Below are 15674 nucleotides of genomic sequence, written 5' to 3'. Positions count from 1 at the left end.
CGCCCCATTGGTTCAGCCATGCGCCTTCACTCTACCTTCGGCCTGCACAAGCCTGCGCTGCTGTTGTTGCTGATCCTGGCCGGCTGCAATAGCGGCAACCAGGATACCCGGCCGGTGACCACAGCCCCGGCGGCCAGCACAGCCCAGGAAGCTGTCACAAGGCCGCTGCCGGTGCCGCAATACAGCGCCGCGCTGGATGGCCAGCTCAAGGCTTATGACGAAGCCACCCGGCTTTCCACCAATCCGCAGGTGAAGATCGAAAACCAGTATAACAAGGCCAATGCCCTGCAACGGGCCGGCCGCCCCGCCGAGGCCATTGCCGTGTATGAGGGGATTGTCAAAAGCTGGGGTGATACCACCGAACCGAATCTCAAGCGTTTTGTCATTTCGGCGAAAATGTCCATCGCGCAGCAATATCGGGTGCTGAACCGGCCGGATGATGCCTATGCCGCCTTCGAGGCTGCCGTGGTCAGCGCCGGCAGCGGCAAGGATGATCTTTACAAAAATCACATCGCCACCTCGCGGCTGTTTCAGGGCGAGGTGCTGATCGACCAGCGCAAATTCACCGAAGCCGCGATCCTGCTGCGGCAGAGCATCGCCGATCATTGCACCAGCACCGATCAGCGCCGCATCAACACCTGTGCGCGCAGCCGGCGCCATCTGGCCTGGGCGCTGCAACAGCGTGGCCTGCTGGACGATGCACTGGCGATGCTGAATGAAGTGATCGCGCAGCATGGCCGCGGCACCACGGCGGAATTGCGCCTGGAAACCACCATTGCCCATGCCCGCAAGGGGTTGCTGTTTACCGAGCAGCTGAAACGCCCGAATGATGCCATCGAGGCTTATGGCGAAGCGGTGAAAACCGGCATGCTGGCCAACACCGCCGAAGCGCGTGCCTGGAGCGCATTGGCGCTGGTCAATCGCGGTGTGGCGCTGAGCAATCAAGGCCGGCGCCAGGAAGCCATCGACAGCTATGACCTGGCCATGCTGTATTTCGACAGCTACAACGAGGCAGGACTGGTCAATCCGCTGGGCCGTGCCCTGCTCAACAAGGCCGCGCTGCTCCAGGCCCTGGGCCGACCGGCCGAGGCTTTGCCGGTTTACCAGGCGGTGCTGCGCAAGGCCGGGCAGGCGCGGCCCGGCCCGCAGCTCGATCTGGTTGGCCAGGCGCAGATCGGCAGCGGCCGCGTGCTGCTGCGCTTGCAACGTTTTGATGAGGCGATTGCCACTTTCGACAGCGCCATCAACCAGCTGGGCAACAGCCCGCGAACCGAATTGCGCGAAATAGCCGCCCAGGCCGCCAGCGCCAAGGCCAGCGCCTATCGGTTGCAGCAGGGCCGCATGGATGTGATGAAAGCCCTGGGCAATGTCGAGGCCGAATTGCAGGCCGAACGCGCCAAGCCGGAACCGGACCGCAGCCGGGGCGTGGCATCGAAACAGCTCTTGCGCGCCACCACCTACATGGTGCTGGGCATGCTTGACGAAGCGATCACCGCCTTTGATGGCGTGGATGCGGATTTCGGCACCAGCCAGGACAGTATGGTGCGCGGCTTTGCCGCCCGCGCCTTGCAGGGCAAGGCCCTGGCGCAGCAAAGCCAGGGAAAAAACACTGAGGCAGGCGCAACCATGCGGCATCTGATCGAGCGCCACAAGGATATGCGCGAGGGCACCACGCCGCAGGTGGTGCGCGAAGCCGAACAATGGCTGCGCGCCCATCCGCAGCATGAGCCGGTGGGCTGAAGCCGGCTCACCAGCCGAGTTGCCGGCTGGCCAGGTCTTTCATGATTTCCTCGGCGCCGCCGCCGATGGCATTCACCTTCACCTCGCGGTAGATACGTTCCACCTTGGCGCCACGCATATAGCCGGCGCCGCCAAAAATCTGCACTGCTTCCGAGGCGCAGAAGGCCAGGGTCTGGGTCGCCTGGTTTTTCAGCATGCATAATTCGGCCACCGGGCTTTCGCCCTGATCGAGCCGCCAGGCGATGTTTTCCAGCATCGCCTCGGTGGCATGAATCTGCTGCGCCATATCCACCAGCTTGTGGCGGATCACCTGATGTTTGATCAGCGGTTTGCCGAAAGTCTCGCGCTGGCGCGCATAGGCCACCGCCTCATCATAGGCGGTGCGGGCAAAGCCGGCGCAGGAAGCTGAAAGGCCGAGCCGCTCGTCGTTGAAATTCAGCATGATGCCGAGGAAGCCGGCATTCTCGGCGCCGATCAGATTGGCCGCCGGCACGCGGCATTCGTCAAAATGCAGCGTGGCGGTATCCGATGCCCACCAGCCCATCTTACGCAGCGGCGTGCGCGTGAAACCGGGTGTGTCGCGTTCAATCAGCAACAGCGAGATGCCGCCCATGCCGGGGCCGCCGGTGCGTACCGCAACGGTGTAGTAATCCGCCCGCATGCCCGAGGTGATGAAAGTTTTTTCGCCCTTGACGACATAATCATCGCCATCGCGCCGCGCCGTTGTGCGCAGATTGGCCACATCCGAGCCGCCGCCGGGTTCGGTGATGGCGAGAGCGGAAATTTTCTCGCCGGCCAGAATGCCGGGCAGCACACGCGCCTTCAATTCATCGCTGCCCAGCTTGGCGATTGGCGGCGCGCCGATGGTGTGGCTGAGCAAAGAGGCGCAGACGCCGCCGGCGCCGCCACGCGCCAGTTCCTGCCCGGCAATCACGGCAAAGAAACGGTCGGCTTTCACGCCGCCATAAGCTTCCGGGAAATTCAGTTGCAGCAGGCCGATGGCAGCAGCCTTGCGGTATAACTCGCGCGGAAATTCGCCGGCCTCGTCCCAGGCATCGGCATAAGGCTCGATCTCGCGCGCCACAAAGCGGCGTAGCTGCTCGCGGAAGGCTTCATGTTCGGCGCTGTAATAGGGCGAGGCTTGCGGCATCGGGCTAATCCTGCATCTGTGGCGGCCTGAGCCGCGCCATCATCACCACATCGTCGTAGCGGCCATCCAGCTTGCGGGCGCGGCGCCGCACGCCTTCGGTTTCGAAGCCAAATTTGCGATAGAGCGCGATGGCCGGTTCGTTGGAGGCATAGACCTGCAATTCCACCCGCTCGATGCGGGTGCTGCGCGCCAGATCAAGCGCCACGCGCAGCATGGCGCTGCCCAGGCCGAGGCCACGGAATTTCACATCCAGCCCCATGCCCAGGCGGCCGACATGGCTGTAGCCCGGCCGCAGCTCATCCTCGGTTTCCACATAGATGTCGCACCATCCGACAATGCCATCAATCGGGCATTCCGCCACCACAAAGGGCAAAGCGCGCTTCAGCATGTTGCCTAGGAAAAACTGTGCCTGCTGCACCTTGGGCGCCGCCGTGAAAGCGATATGCACCCGCTCGCGCGCCACACGATCAAGGCAGGCGCGGAATTCCTCCAGATCAGCGGCGCGGATCGGCCGGATGCTGGCCGGCAGCGGTTTTTCGGCTGCATTCATGCGCCAGACTCCAACGGCTTCAGTGCTGCCAGCAATTGCCGCGTTGCCACCTGGTCGCCAGGCTTCACCGGCACGCTATCCAGCACACCGTCGCGCCGCGCCGTCACCTCATGCTGCATCTTCATCGCTTCCAGAATCACGATACGCTGGCCTTTCACTACAGGCTCGCCGGCCTCGGCCAGCACGGCAACAATCCTGCCATTCATCGGTGCGCGCAATTCGGCTTCGCCGGCAACGGCATCGCCGCCACGCGGGCGATAAAGCTGGTCGCTGAGCCGCAGATCCAGCGCACCGAGTTTGAGCAGCAGGTCGTCGCCGTCAAACACCGCCCTGAAATCCATCGCCTCGCCGGCAATCACGGCGCGGCCGGCATCCGGCAGCGTGATATCCAGCGTGGCACCGTTCAGCATGATACGATACCCGGCCGGGCCAAGCGGCAGTATTTCACCCTTCCAGCTTGCCTCACCACAACCCAATTCAAACGGCGAAGCCAGCACGCCATTGCTTGACCAGGCCAGGGCCGGATCGTGGCCGCAGGCGCGGGCGGCGCGGGCGTAACACAACACGGCGGCCAGGCCGATGGCGCGGGCATCCGGGCGCGGCGCGGCGATCTCGGCAAAAAACTGCGGGATGAAGCCGGTGCTGGCGGCGCCCTTGGCAAATTCCGCATGGCTGAGCAGATCGATCAGGAAACCACGATTGGTGGTGATGCCAAGCGCGCCGGTCTGTTCCAGGGCGTTTAGCAGGCGGCGCAAGGCGGTGGCGCGATCCGGCCCATGGGCAATGATCTTGGCAATCATCGGATCATAATAGGGCGTGATCTCCTGGCCTTCGCCAAGGCCGTGATCCACCCGGATACCCTCCAGCCCGAGCGGCGGCTGCCACAGCGCCAGCCGGCCGGATTGCGGCAGGAAACCCTGATGCGGTGCCTCGGCATAAAGCCGCACTTCGATGGCATGGCCGCTAAGCGCCACGGCTTCCTGCACCAGCGGCAACGGCTGACCGGCTGCCACGGCAATCTGCCACGCCACCAGATCAAGCCCGGTGATCGCCTCGGTCACCGGATGCTCCACTTGCAGCCGGGTATTCATTTCCAGGAAATAGAAATCCCGCCCATTGCCATCGAGCAGGAATTCCACCGTGCCGGCGCCGACATAGCCGATGGCACGGGCCGCCGCCACTGCCGCCGCCCCCATGCGGGCGCGCAGATCGGCATTCACGGCCGGGGATGGCGCTTCCTCGATCACCTTCTGATGCCGGCGCTGCACGCTGCAATCACGTTCGCCAAGATGGATCACATGGCCCTGGCTGTCGGCAAAAACCTGGATCTCGACATGGCGCGCATCGATCACCGCCTTTTCCAGGATCAGCTCGCCGGAGCCGAAGGCATTTTCGGCTTCCGACCGTGCACCCTGGATTGCCGCCAGCAAAGCGGCCGGTTCATGCACCAGGCGCATGCCGCGGCCGCCGCCGCCGGCCGCCGCCTTCACCATCACCGGCAGGCCGATGCGCTGCGCCTCGGAAAACAAAGCGGCATCGGACTGATCGTCGCCCTGATAACCCGGCACACAGGGTACGCCGGCTTCGATCATACGCCGTTTTGCTGCCGCCTTGTTGCCCATCGCCGCAATCGCCACAGCCGGCGGGCCGATGAAAACCAGCCCGGCAGCGGCAACGGCGGCGGCGAATGCGGCATTCTCAGACAGGAAACCATAGCCCGGATGGATCGCCTGGGCGCCGCTCTGGCGCGCTGCCGCCAGCAAGGCATCGGGATTGAGGTAACTCTGCTTCGCCTCGGCGCCGCCGATGCACACGGCGGCATCCGCCAGCCGCATATGCGGCGCGCCGGCATCGGCTTCGGAATATACTGCCACACTGCGATAGCCGAGCGCACGCGCCGAGCGGATCACACGGCAGGCAATCTCGCCGCGATTGGCGATCAGGATGGTGTCGAATGTCGGCATGGACGACGCCCCTTTTTTCCTATCGTCATGCGCGGACCTGATCCGCGCATGACGCCTGCGGTTACTGGCCGCTATTTCTTCTTGCCGGGCAGGGTGCCCATATATTTGCAGATGATGCCCAGCATCACCTCGTCGGCGCCGCCGCCGATGGAAGCCAGGCGGTTATCGCGATAGGCGCGGCTGATCGGGGTTTCATTCATGAAACCCATGCCGCCGTAATATTGCAGGCAGGCATCGGTCAGTTCGCGCACCAGCCTTCCGGCCTTCAGCTTGGCCATCGAGGCCAGCTTGGTGACATCCTCGCCATTCAGCATCAGCCCGGCGGCGCGATAACTGATCGAACGCAGCAATTCCACCTCGGTCTGCAATTCGGCAAGGCGGAAATGCACCACCTGATTATCCAGGATCGACTGGCCAAAAGCCTTGCGGTTGCGGGTATACTCGATGGTGTCGGCGATGATGCGATCCAGCGCCACCAGCATCGAGATGGCGCACCACAGCCGTTCTTCCTGGAACTGCATCATCTGGTAGACAAAGCCATGGCCTTCCTGGCCGATGAGATGGCGGCGCGGCACCCGCACATCGTCAAAAAACAACTGCGCCGTATCCGACGAGCGCATGCCGAGCTTGTCGAGTTTACGCGCCACCGTCACGCCCTTGGTTTTCAGCGGCAGCACAATCAGCGACTTGTTCTGATGCATCGGGCCGTCACCGGTATTGGCCAGCAGGCACATCCAGTCAGCCTGCGTGCCATTGGTGATCCACAGCTTGCCGCCATTGATCACGTAGTCATCGCCATCATGTCGCGCCGTGGTTTTGATATTCGCCACATCCGAGCCGGCACCGGGTTCCGACACGCCGATGCAGCTTACCATCTCGCCGGCAATTGCCGGCACCAGGAATTCGCGGCGCAGTTCATCCGAGCCGAAGCGCGCCAAAGCCGGGGTGGCCATATCGGTCTGCACGCCGATCGCCATCGGCACGCCGCCGCAGGTGATATGGCCCAGGGCCTCCACCATCATCATGTGATAGGAATAATCCAGACCCAGCCCGCCATAGGCTTCCGGCTTGTTGATGCCGAGAAAGCCGAGCTGGCCCATCTTGCGGAACAGCTCATGCGCCGGGAAAAATCCGTCGCGCTCCCATTCATCAACATGCGGGTTGATCTCGGCCTCAACAAATTTCTGCACGTTGCGGCGGATTTCTTCATGTTCCTGGGTCAATGCCAGCATTGTGTTTTCCTCCCGTGAATTGTTTTGTCTGTCACATGCGGCCGATGCCGAAAGCGTTGGCCTTGGGCTGGCGCCGATCAGCATCGCGGCAGGCCGCCAGGCAGAGCGCCAGCAGGCGGCGTGAATCACGTGGATCGATCAGGCCGTCATCCCAGAGCCGTGCCGTGGCAAACAGCGCCGTGCTTTCCTTTTCCATCTTCTTGATCACCTTCTGCCGCATGCCCTCGATCATCGCCGCATCGGGTTCGGCGCCGGCGCGGCGGAATTTTTCCTCGGCCACGATGGCCAGCACACCGGCGGCCTGTTCCGGCCCCATCACGGCAATGCGGTTATTCGGCCAGGCGAAGATGAAACGCGGATCATAGGCGCGGCCGCACATGCCGTAATTGCCGGCGCCAAAGGAGGCACCAATATGCAGGGTGAGTTTCGGAACCCGGGCATTGGTGACAGCCTGGATCATCTTCGAGCCATGTTTGACGATGCCGCCGCGTTCGGCTTCCTTGCCCACCATGTAGCCGGTGGTGTTCTGCAGGAATACCAGCGGCATGTCGGCCTGGTCACAAAGCTGGATGAACTGCGCCGCCTTGGTGGCACCCTGGGCATCGATCGGGCCATTATTGCCGATGATGCCGACCGCTTCGCCCTCGATGGTCGCCTGGCCGCAAACCGTGTGGCTGCCATACAAAGCCTTGAAATCCACAAAGTCGGAATCATCCACCAGGCGGGCGATCACCTCGCGCACATCATAGGGCTTGCGATAATCCACCGGCACCACGCCGCAAAGTTCATCCGGGCTGTAGCGCGGTTCGCGCCAGGCTTTCGCCTGGGCCGGCGCCAGCCGTTCATTCCACGGGATTTTCGCCAGGATGTCGCGCGCGATGCGCAGGCCATCGGCATCGTCTTCGGCGAGATATTCCGCCACGCCGGAAATTGTGCTGTGCATCTCGGCGCCGCCCAGTTCCTCGTCGGTGGCGATTTCGCCAGTGGCGGTTTTAAGCAAGGGCGGCCCGGCCAGGAAAATCTTGGCGCGCTGCTTCACCACCACCACATAATCGGATAGCCCGGGCTGATAGGCGCCGCCCGCTGTGGAAGAGCCATGCACCACGGTGATATGCGGAATGCCGGCAGCCGAAAGCCGCGCCAGATTGGCAAAGGTCTGCCCGCCGGCAACAAAGATTTCCGCCTGATAATTCAGATTGGCACCGCCGGATTCCACCAGGCTGACCAAAGGCAGCTTGTTCTTGAGGCAGATTTCCTGGGCGCGCAGGGTTTTCGCCAGGCCCATCGGCGCGATGGTGCCGCCCTTGATGCCGCTATCGGACGCCGTGACCATGCAGCGGATGCCGGAAACATAGCCGATGCCGGCAATGAAGCCGCCGCCCATGATATTCTCGGCGCCATCATCATCATGCATGTTGAGACCGCAGAGTGTGGAGAGTTCCAGCCAGGGCGCGCCGCGATCCAGCAGGAAAGCGATGCGCTGGCGCGGCGTGAGCTGGCCGCGTTTCTGGAATACCGGCAGCTTGGCATTTGAGGTGTCACGCACACGCTGTTCCAGGGCGCGGAACTGCTCGATCAGCGCCAGCATCTCGGCACGGTTTTTCTGGAAAGATTCGCTGCCCGGATCGATCTGCGACTGGATCACCGCCATGGCTCAATCCTCCTGCAACACTTTCGGCATCACGGCACGGTGAAACCCATCAAAGGCGGTCGATTTGCGGTGTTTCGGCAGGGCATAATTCGGCCGTGCATTCGGTACCGCGCCATCCACCCGGATGCAGGAACCGCTGATGAAGCCGGCGGCCGGCGAGAGCAGGAACACGATGGCGGCGGAAACCTCGGCCTCGCTGCCGAGCCGCTGCAACGGCACTTTCTCGCGCATCGAGCGGATCACCGGCCCCATCCAGTCGGGATAGGTATCCATGCCCGAGGAGGCGATCCAGCCCGGCGCCACGGCATTGACCCGCACATTGGCGGCGCCCCATTCGCAGGCGGCGGTTTCGGTGAAATTCAGCATGCCGGCGCGCGCCGCACCACTATGGCCCATATTGGGCATGCCGCCCCACATATCGGCGATGATATTGACAATGGCGCCGCCATGATCGGCCATCCATTGCGTGAAACATTCCCGCGCCATCAGGAAACCGCCGGTGAGATTGTTGCGCACCACGGTTTCCCAGCCCTTCTGGTTGATCTGGCTCAGCGGCGCCGGGAATTGCCCGCCGGCATTGTTCACCAGGCCATCGATACGGCCAAAATGTTTCAGGATATCGGCCACCGTGGCGGCCACTGCCGCCTCGTCGCGGATATCGCAGCTCCAGCCCGCCGCCACCACCTCCGGCACATCCTGGCGCAATTCGGCCAGCACAGTGTCCAGCTTGTCCTGCTTGCGGCCGACCAGGGCGAGGCGGGCGCCCAGGCTGGCCAGTTCATGCGCGGTGCAGCGCCCGATGCCGCTGCCGCCGCCGGTGACAATCACCACCTGGCCGTCAAACAGCCCGGGGCGGAATACCGATGCGTAACCTGCCGTAACCGCGTTATGGGCCATGATAGCCGGCGCTCCCTGGTTTCCTCTTATGCTTTGCCGGGAAAGCTACCTTGACGTTAACGTAAACGTCAAGGTAGCTTGCGCGCCGGATCACATTTCCAGGGAGGAAACAATGTCGCTTGAGCAGATCACCCAGACCATGGCCAGCCGCGTCGCCGCCGGCAGCGGCCTGAATGCCACGGTGAAGTTTGATTTCGGCGATGACGGCATCGTGTTTGTGGATGGCAACAACAACACGGTGTCGAACGAGGATGCCGAGGCGGATTGCACCATCACCATCACGATGGCGAATTTCCAGGCCCTGGCCAGCGGCGACCTGGACCCGACCACCGCCTTCATGATGGGCAAGCTGAAGGTCAAGGGCAATATGGGCATTGCCATGAAACTGCAAAGCCTGCTCGGCTGAACCAGCCTTTTGCTACACCGCTTTGCGCGGCAGCAGCCGACTGGCCGGAAACACCACGCTAACCCGGGTGCCCTGGCCAGGCGCGCTGCTGATCGCCACCTCGCCATCATGCAGCCGCGCCAACGCCCGCACGATGGCCAGGCCCAGCCCGGCGCCCTGATGTTGCCGCCGATACACATTGTCGATCTGGGCAAAGGGCTGCATCAGTTTGGGTATGTCCCGCGCGGCAATGCCGATGCCACTATCCGCCACCCAGAGCGACAGGCCATCCGGGTCAAGTCCGGCACCACATTCGATACGCCCGCCGGCCGGGGTGAATTTCACGGCGTTGGATAACAGGTTGAGCAAAATCTGGCGCAGGCCGCGCTGATCGGCGCGCAGCAGCGGCAGGTTCGGCTGAATGTCAAAATTGAGCGTAAGCTTTGCATCATCGATCTGATGCCGCATCAGGCTCACGGCATCGTTGATCTCATCGCCAAGCTCTACCTCGCCTTCTTCGATGCTGAACTTGCCGGCCTCGATACGGGTCAGGTCAAGCAGATCGTTGATGATGTTGAGCAAATGCAGCCCACTGCCATGGATATCGCTGGCATAGCTGCGCACCCGGTCCCGCTCGGCAACATCGACCACACCGCTTTTCAGTAATTCGGAAAAGCCGATAATGGCATTCAGCGGCGTGCGCAATTCATGGCTCATATTGGCCAGGAACATGGTTTTGGCGCGATTGGCGGTTTCAGCCGCTTCCTTGGCCTGACGCAATGATTCGGCATTCTGGATCGTCGCAGTGATGTCGCTGCTGGTGCCGATCACCGTGGTCACGGCGCCCTCGGCATCACGGCGCACAGTATAATCAACCCGCAGATGGCGCACTTCGCCACTTGGCAGCAGCACACGATGCTGCCATTGCGGCGGCGCCTCGCCTCGCAGCGCCTTGGCATAAACAGCCGCAACCTCGGCACGATCCTCCGGATGCACGCGCCTTAGCCAGGCTTCTATGCCACCTTCAAATGTCGCTTTGTCGATGCCCCAGATCCGGTAGACGCGGTCGTCCACGCTGCCGACCTTACTCGAGGTATCATAAGACCAGATGCCGATGCCGCTGGCATCCACCGCCATGCGCAGATAAAGATTCAGTTCGGCGAGCGCCGCCTCCTGCGCTTTGCGTTCGCTGATATCCACCACCTGGACCACGATATAGACCGGCTGGCCACCGCGATCCCGCACCACCGAACGCGAAACCTGCGCCCATAAGTAATGCCCGTCGCGATGCCGGTAGCGTTTTTCCTGGTAATGGCTGTCGATGCTGCGCCGCGCCAGCCGGTCGTAGACCTGAAGCGTGCCGTCCACATCATCCGGATGGGTGAATTGCCGAAAGCTCAAACCGGTGAATTCAGCCACCTGATACCCAAGCATATCAGCCAGCGCCTGATTGGCGCGGATGCAATCGCCTTCCGGTGTCACCAGCACCATGCCGATGGTGGCAAATTCCATCACGCTGTGAAACAGGCCCTCGCTTTCAAACAATGCGGCTTCGGCGCGTTTGCGGGCGTCAATATCGCGCGCCTGCAAAATCAGAAAACCGGTGCCCTGATCCGGCTTGTGCAAGGCGGCGGTAACATCCACCCAGACCGGCGCACCATCGCCATGCAGCCAGCGCATCGTTGAACGATCCTGGATCACCTGGCCATGCAGCAGCCGCTGCAAGCGCGCCCGCGCCATTTCCTGGTCGGCGGGAAATACGATATCGGTAAATTTCGGCGCATGGTCCTGCGGCCAGCCCAGCATCTGATGCAACGCCGGATTGGCATGCAGCAGGTCGCCATTCAAGGCCAGCACCATGATGCCCAAGGGGGCATGGTGCAGCAGCGGTGCGAGCAGGGCTTCGGCCACGGCCGCCGGCAGGCCTTGGATCTGTGCATTCGTTTCAGACTGCGCTGGCGCCACGGCGCTGCAAGCGCCAGGTTCGTTCTGACTCACGCCACGCGCCTTTCGCTTGAAGTTTTGCTCTGCTTTCATGCGGCGCACGGTACCGCCATACCTTCAAATACTGTAGTTACTTCTTGCTAACTCAGCTTCTGCTTGCAAAGCGGCAACTTCACGATGGTGCAATCCATGACAGAGGTTTAGGCAAAACCGCTGATCATCGCGCCTGGATAATTGCGACTGGCCTTGTCGCCATGCCAATCTGGCGGCAACAGGTACAGGGAGACATAACAATGTCAGCCGAATGGCAGTTTGAAATATCGCGCAGTGATCTTGCCGTCACCCGCATCGCCGAAACTGCCGCCGCGCCGCTATTGCCTGGACAAATCCGGCTACGCATCGAGCGTTTCGCCTTCACCGCCAACAACATCACCTATGCCAGCATGGGCGAGAGCATGGGCTATTGGCAATTCTATCCCGCCGCCGATGCCGCCTGGGGCCGCGTGCCGGTTTGGGGTTTTGCCAGCATTGTGGAAAGCACCTGTGCGGAACTTGGCGAGGGCGAACGCATCTATGGCTACTGGCCGATGGGCAGCCATGTGGTGCTGACGCCGGGGCGCATCAGCGCCAGCAGCTTTGTCGAAAGCACTGCCGGGCGCGCGAAGCTGGCCGCCGCCTATAACCTCTACACACGTTGCGCCGCCGACCCGGCCTATGACGCCGCGCTTGAGGATTTGCAGGCCCTGCTCAAGCCGCTCTACGTCACCTCATTCCTGATCGATGACCTGCTCGCCGCCGAGGATTTTTTCGCCGCCAGCCAGATTGTGATTTCCAGTGCCTCAAGCAAAACCGCCTTTGCCCTGGCGCATGCGCTGCATGGTCGCGCAAACCGGCCGCGCCTGATCGGGCTGACGGCGGCTGGCAATCACGGCTTTGTCGCCGGGCTGGGGCTGTATGACGCTGTAGTGCCGTATGATGCGCTGGACAGAATTGATGCGGCCCAGCCGACGGCTTTTGTTGACATGGCCGGCAACGGCCCGGTGCGCAACGCGCTGCACCGGCATTGCGGCGATAATCTTAAATTCAGCCTGATGGTGGGCCTGGCGCATCGTGACAAACGCGCCAGCATGGAGGGCCTGCCCGGCGCCAAACCGGTGCTGTTCTTTGCCCCCGAAAGGCTGAAACAGCGCGGCCAGGATTGGGGCCGGGCCGGGTTGGAGCAACGTATCGATGCTGCCTGGCGGCCCTTTGTGGCCGCGGCGCGTTCCTGGCTGCATATCCATGAAGGCCATGGCCCGCAGGCCTTTGCCGCCTGTTATGCCCGCATGCTGGCCGGCAACACGCCGCCCGACGAAGCCTGGATGCTGCTGCCAAGTTAGCCGCAGTGTTTCTCGTTGCCGAGTTCTTCCAGGATCGGGCAATGCGGCCGGCCATCGCCATGGCAGGCTTCCGCCAGATGGCTCAGCGTGGCGCGCATGGCGCTCATCTCGGCGATGCGCTGATCCAGTTCGGCGACATGTTTGAGCGCAATCGCCTTCACATCGGCGCTGCTGCGCGCCCGGTCGCGCCACAGCGATAACAGCCGGGCAATTTCCTCCAGGCTGAAACCGAGATCGCGGGCGCGGCGGATGAAGCGCAGGTTATGCAGATCGGCGTGATCGTAGCTGCGATAGCCCGCAGCGGTGCGCCCGGCCTTGGGCAGCAGGCCGATGCTTTCATAATAGCGGATCATCTTGGCCGAGACGCCGGATGCGCTGGCCGCTTCGCCGATGGTTTTCATGACAGCTTATCTCCTTCCGGCCGCCAGCGCCGCAGCCTGAGCGCATTACCCAGCACACTGACACTGGACAGCGCCATGGCGGCGCCGGCAATCGCCGGGTTGAGCAGGCCGAAAGCCGCCAGCGGCAGCCCGACCAGGTTATAGACAAAGGCCCAGAACAGGTTTTGCCGGATCGTTGCTTCAGTGCGTTCGGCAATCTCCAGCGCATCGGCCACCAGGGCCGGATCGCCGCGCATGATAGTGATGCCGGCCGAGCCGATGGCCGCATCGGTGCCGGTGCTCATGGCAATGCCGAGATCGGCGGCGGCCAAGGCCGGCGCATCATTCACGCCATCGCCCACCATGGCGACATGGCCATGCTGCGCCTGCAAGCGGCGCACCGCCTCGGCCTTCTGCGCCGGCAGCACTTCGGCTTCGACATGATCGATGCCGAGCATGGTTGCCACCGCCTGGGCGGCGCCAAGGCTATCGCCGGACAGCATCGCTACCTGCACGCCGCGCGCCTTGAGCCGGCGGATCGCAGCGGCGGCACTGGCTTTCGGCGCATCGGCAAAACCCAGCAGGCCCAGCAGCCGGGCCGGCGCGCCGGGGGTGATATCCGCCAGCCATGACACCGTGCGGCCCTGATCCTGCAAGCTTTTGGCTTGCGCCCGCAGCGGCGCCGCATCCAGGCCGTGGCTTTGCAGCAGCCGGGTATTGCCAAGCAGCAGGGCGCGGCCTTCGATTTCGGCGCCAACGCCGCCGCCGGCAAAATCGCGGAAGGCGCCGGCCGGCGGCAGGCTGATCGCAGCGGCGGCGGCACGCAGGCGCAAAGCCTCGGCCAGCGGATGGGTTGAACCGGCCTGCATCGCGGCGCCCAGGCGCAGCAAGTCATGCTCGCTGATGCCGGGCTGCGGCAGCAGATCGGTAACGGCGGGTTTGCCTTCGGTCAGCGTGCCGGTCTTGTCAAACGCCACCAGCTGGATGCCGCCGGCGCGTTCCAGCACTTCGGCATCGCGCACCAGGATGCCGGCCCGCGCCGCCGCGCCGCTGCCCACCATCAAAGCCGCCGGCGTGGCCAGGCCCAACGCGCAAGGGCAGGCAATCACCAGCACCGCCACGGCATTGATGATGGCGGTTTCAATATTTTCCGCCATCGAGCCGGTACCCAGCGCCGCCCAGAGCGCAAAGGTGAGCAGCGCCAGCAGCACCACCACCGGCACGAAGATGGCGCTGACCTGATCCACCCGGCGCTGGATCGGCGCCTTGGCGGCCTGGGCATCGCTGACACTGCGCACGATGCGCGCCAGCATGGTTTCCTGCGCCACCGCCGTGGCGCGCAGCACCAAGCGGCCATCGCGGTTGAGCGAACCGGCCACCACGGCATCGCCGGGCTGCTTTTCCACCGGCAGGCTTTCGCCGGTCAGCATACTTTCATCCAGGCTGGCCTGACCTTGCAGCACCACACCATCGGCCGGCACGGCTTCACCGCTGCGCACTACCAGATGGTCGCCCTGGCGTAGCAGCCGGGTGGCCACTTCCTGCTCGCTGCCATCGGGCGCCAGCCGCCGCGCCACCGCCGGCTTGAGCCGCAGCAGCGCCTGCAAGGCATCGCCGGTACGCTGCTTGGCGCGCGCCTCCAGCCATTTGCCCAGCAGCACAAAACTGACCACGGCGGCAGCGGCCTCAAAATACAGCATGCCCGGGCTGCCATTCAGCAATTGCCACAGGCTGAGGCCATAGGCCGCCGAGGTGCCGAGCGCCACCAGCAGATCCATATTGCCGCTGCCGGCGCGCAGGGCGCGCCAGGCCCCGGCATAAAACCGCGCGCCAAAGCCAAGCTGCACCACACCGGCCAGCACCGCCTGGCTCCAACCCGGCAGCATCCAGGCATGTTGCCCGGCCCACATCGCGCCCATATCCAGCATCAGCGGCAGGGTGAATAGCATGGCAGCAATCGCCTGCAGGCGCAGCGGCCGCACCGTGTCCGGCCGGCTGGCGGCGGTTTCCGGTTCATCCGGCGGCAGGATGCCGGCGCGGTAGCCGGCTTTCTGCACCGCCGCCAGCAGAGCGGCCTCGCCAACGGTTTTGCCGGCCTCGGCCCAGGCGATGCGGGCGGTTTCAGTGGCCAGGTTCACACTGGCCTGCTGCACGCCCGGCACTTTGCGCAAGGCAGCTTCAACCCGGCCGGCACAGGCGGCGCAGGTCATGCCGTCGATGGTCAGATCGGTGACGGGTTGGGAGATAATCGGTGAGTGGGAGAGCGTGGCTATCTGGGTCATGCCGTAACAGATAGTGCTTCCAATGATGGGAAGGTCAAGCCACATCTTTAACCGGGGCCAGAGGTTCGGAATGCTACCTTCGGCATAGCAAAGCTGCGCGGCATCTGCTAAAGGATGAGT

At 63.4% G+C, this 15674-nt stretch carries 12 protein-coding genes; 3 read left to right on the top strand and 9 right to left on the bottom strand.

Annotation, left to right across the window (positions count from 1 at the left end; all coding sequences use genetic code 11):
• Positions 1 to 18 precede the first annotated feature (18 nt).
• The gene (locus KBB36_RS02555) at positions 19 to 1740 is read left to right on the top strand and encodes a tetratricopeptide repeat protein (protein ID WP_290976415.1); all 1722 of its coding nucleotides are present in this window, start codon (positions 19 to 21) and stop codon (positions 1738 to 1740) included.
• 7 nt (positions 1741 to 1747) lie between these two features.
• Here the strand turns inward: KBB36_RS02555 and KBB36_RS02550 are convergent, their stop codons facing one another.
• From KBB36_RS02550 to KBB36_RS02525, 6 genes are all read right to left on the bottom strand, one after another.
• Positions 1748 to 2890 carry an acyl-CoA dehydrogenase family protein gene (locus KBB36_RS02550; protein ID WP_290976413.1) on the bottom strand — a complete coding sequence of 381 codons (1143 nt, stop codon included), beginning with the start codon at positions 2888 to 2890 and terminating at the stop codon, positions 1748 to 1750.
• A gap of 4 nt (positions 2891 to 2894) precedes the next feature.
• Complete coding sequence (locus tag KBB36_RS02545; protein ID WP_290976410.1) at positions 2895 to 3440, bottom strand: GNAT family N-acetyltransferase; 546 nt, start codon at positions 3438 to 3440, stop codon at positions 2895 to 2897.
• The gene (locus KBB36_RS02540; protein WP_290976407.1) at positions 3437 to 5404 is read right to left on the bottom strand and encodes a biotin carboxylase N-terminal domain-containing protein; all 1968 of its coding nucleotides are present in this window, start codon (positions 5402 to 5404) and stop codon (positions 3437 to 3439) included. Before KBB36_RS02540 ends, KBB36_RS02545 begins: the two co-directional genes overlap by 4 nt.
• 71 nt (positions 5405 to 5475) lie before the next feature.
• A complete protein-coding gene (locus KBB36_RS02535) occupies positions 5476 to 6633 on the bottom strand; it encodes an acyl-CoA dehydrogenase family protein (RefSeq protein WP_366933163.1) in 1158 nt (385 codons plus the stop codon).
• 34 nt (positions 6634 to 6667) lie between these two features.
• The gene (locus KBB36_RS02530) at positions 6668 to 8287 is read right to left on the bottom strand and encodes a carboxyl transferase domain-containing protein (protein ID WP_290976401.1); all 1620 of its coding nucleotides are present in this window, start codon (positions 8285 to 8287) and stop codon (positions 6668 to 6670) included.
• Between the two features lie 3 nt (positions 8288 to 8290).
• Positions 8291 to 9184 (bottom strand): SDR family oxidoreductase, encoded by an 894-nt coding sequence (locus KBB36_RS02525; RefSeq protein ID WP_290976398.1) that lies wholly within the window; start codon positions 9182 to 9184, stop codon positions 8291 to 8293.
• A 112-nt stretch (positions 9185 to 9296) separates the two neighbouring features.
• On the opposite strand from KBB36_RS02525, the gene KBB36_RS02520 reads away from it, so the two are divergent.
• On the top strand, positions 9297 to 9590 hold the full coding sequence (locus KBB36_RS02520) for an SCP2 sterol-binding domain-containing protein (RefSeq protein ID WP_290976396.1): 294 nt from the start codon (positions 9297 to 9299) through the stop codon (positions 9588 to 9590).
• A 12-nt stretch (positions 9591 to 9602) separates the two neighbouring features.
• On the opposite strand, the gene KBB36_RS02515 is transcribed toward KBB36_RS02520, so the two are convergent.
• Complete coding sequence (locus KBB36_RS02515) at positions 9603 to 11567, bottom strand: PAS domain S-box protein (RefSeq protein WP_290976393.1); 1965 nt, start codon at positions 11565 to 11567, stop codon at positions 9603 to 9605.
• A 239-nt stretch (positions 11568 to 11806) separates the two neighbouring features.
• On the opposite strand from KBB36_RS02515, the gene KBB36_RS02510 reads away from it, so the two are divergent.
• Positions 11807 to 12892, top strand: coding sequence for a DUF2855 family protein (locus tag KBB36_RS02510; protein ID WP_290976390.1), 1086 nt, complete (start codon positions 11807 to 11809; stop codon positions 12890 to 12892).
• Here the strand turns inward: KBB36_RS02510 and cueR are convergent.
• A complete protein-coding gene (gene cueR / locus KBB36_RS02505) occupies positions 12889 to 13293 on the bottom strand; it encodes a Cu(I)-responsive transcriptional regulator (RefSeq protein WP_290976387.1) in 405 nt (134 codons plus the stop codon). The genes KBB36_RS02510 and cueR overlap by 4 nt on opposite strands.
• Positions 13290 to 15554: a cation-translocating P-type ATPase gene (locus KBB36_RS02500; protein WP_290976384.1), complete on the bottom strand. Its 2265-nt coding sequence runs from the start codon at positions 15552 to 15554 to the stop codon at positions 13290 to 13292. Before KBB36_RS02500 ends, cueR begins: the two co-directional genes overlap by 4 nt.
• Between the last annotated feature and the right edge of the window lie 120 nt (positions 15555 to 15674).

The sequence above is a fragment of the Ferrovibrio sp. genome (genome assembly GCF_017994015.1).
Taxonomy (GTDB): domain Bacteria; phylum Pseudomonadota; class Alphaproteobacteria; order Ferrovibrionales; family Ferrovibrionaceae; genus Ferrovibrio.
Note: the sequence above shows the minus strand (reverse complement) of the source record. Positions and strands in the feature narration are given on the sequence as shown.

Coding starts and splice junctions, on each gene's coding strand:
- KBB36_RS02555 (WP_290976415.1), top strand. CDS start 19: ATGCGCCTTCACTCTACCTTCGGCCTGCACAAGCCTGCGCTGCTGTTG.
- KBB36_RS02550 (WP_290976413.1), bottom strand. CDS start 2,890: ATGCCGCAAGCCTCGCCCTATTACAGCGCCGAACATGAAGCCTTCCGC.
- KBB36_RS02545 (WP_290976410.1), bottom strand. CDS start 3,440: ATGAATGCAGCCGAAAAACCGCTGCCGGCCAGCATCCGGCCGATCCGC.
- KBB36_RS02540 (WP_290976407.1), bottom strand. CDS start 5,404: ATGCCGACATTCGACACCATCCTGATCGCCAATCGCGGCGAGATTGCC.
- KBB36_RS02530 (WP_290976401.1), bottom strand. CDS start 8,287: ATGGCGGTGATCCAGTCGCAGATCGATCCGGGCAGCGAATCTTTCCAG.
- KBB36_RS02525 (WP_290976398.1), bottom strand. CDS start 9,184: ATGGCCCATAACGCGGTTACGGCAGGTTACGCATCGGTATTCCGCCCC.
- KBB36_RS02520 (WP_290976396.1), top strand. CDS start 9,297: ATGTCGCTTGAGCAGATCACCCAGACCATGGCCAGCCGCGTCGCCGCC.
- KBB36_RS02510 (WP_290976390.1), top strand. CDS start 11,807: ATGTCAGCCGAATGGCAGTTTGAAATATCGCGCAGTGATCTTGCCGTC.
- cueR (WP_290976387.1), bottom strand. CDS start 13,293: ATGAAAACCATCGGCGAAGCGGCCAGCGCATCCGGCGTCTCGGCCAAG.
- KBB36_RS02500 (WP_290976384.1), bottom strand. CDS start 15,554: ATGACCCAGATAGCCACGCTCTCCCACTCACCGATTATCTCCCAACCC.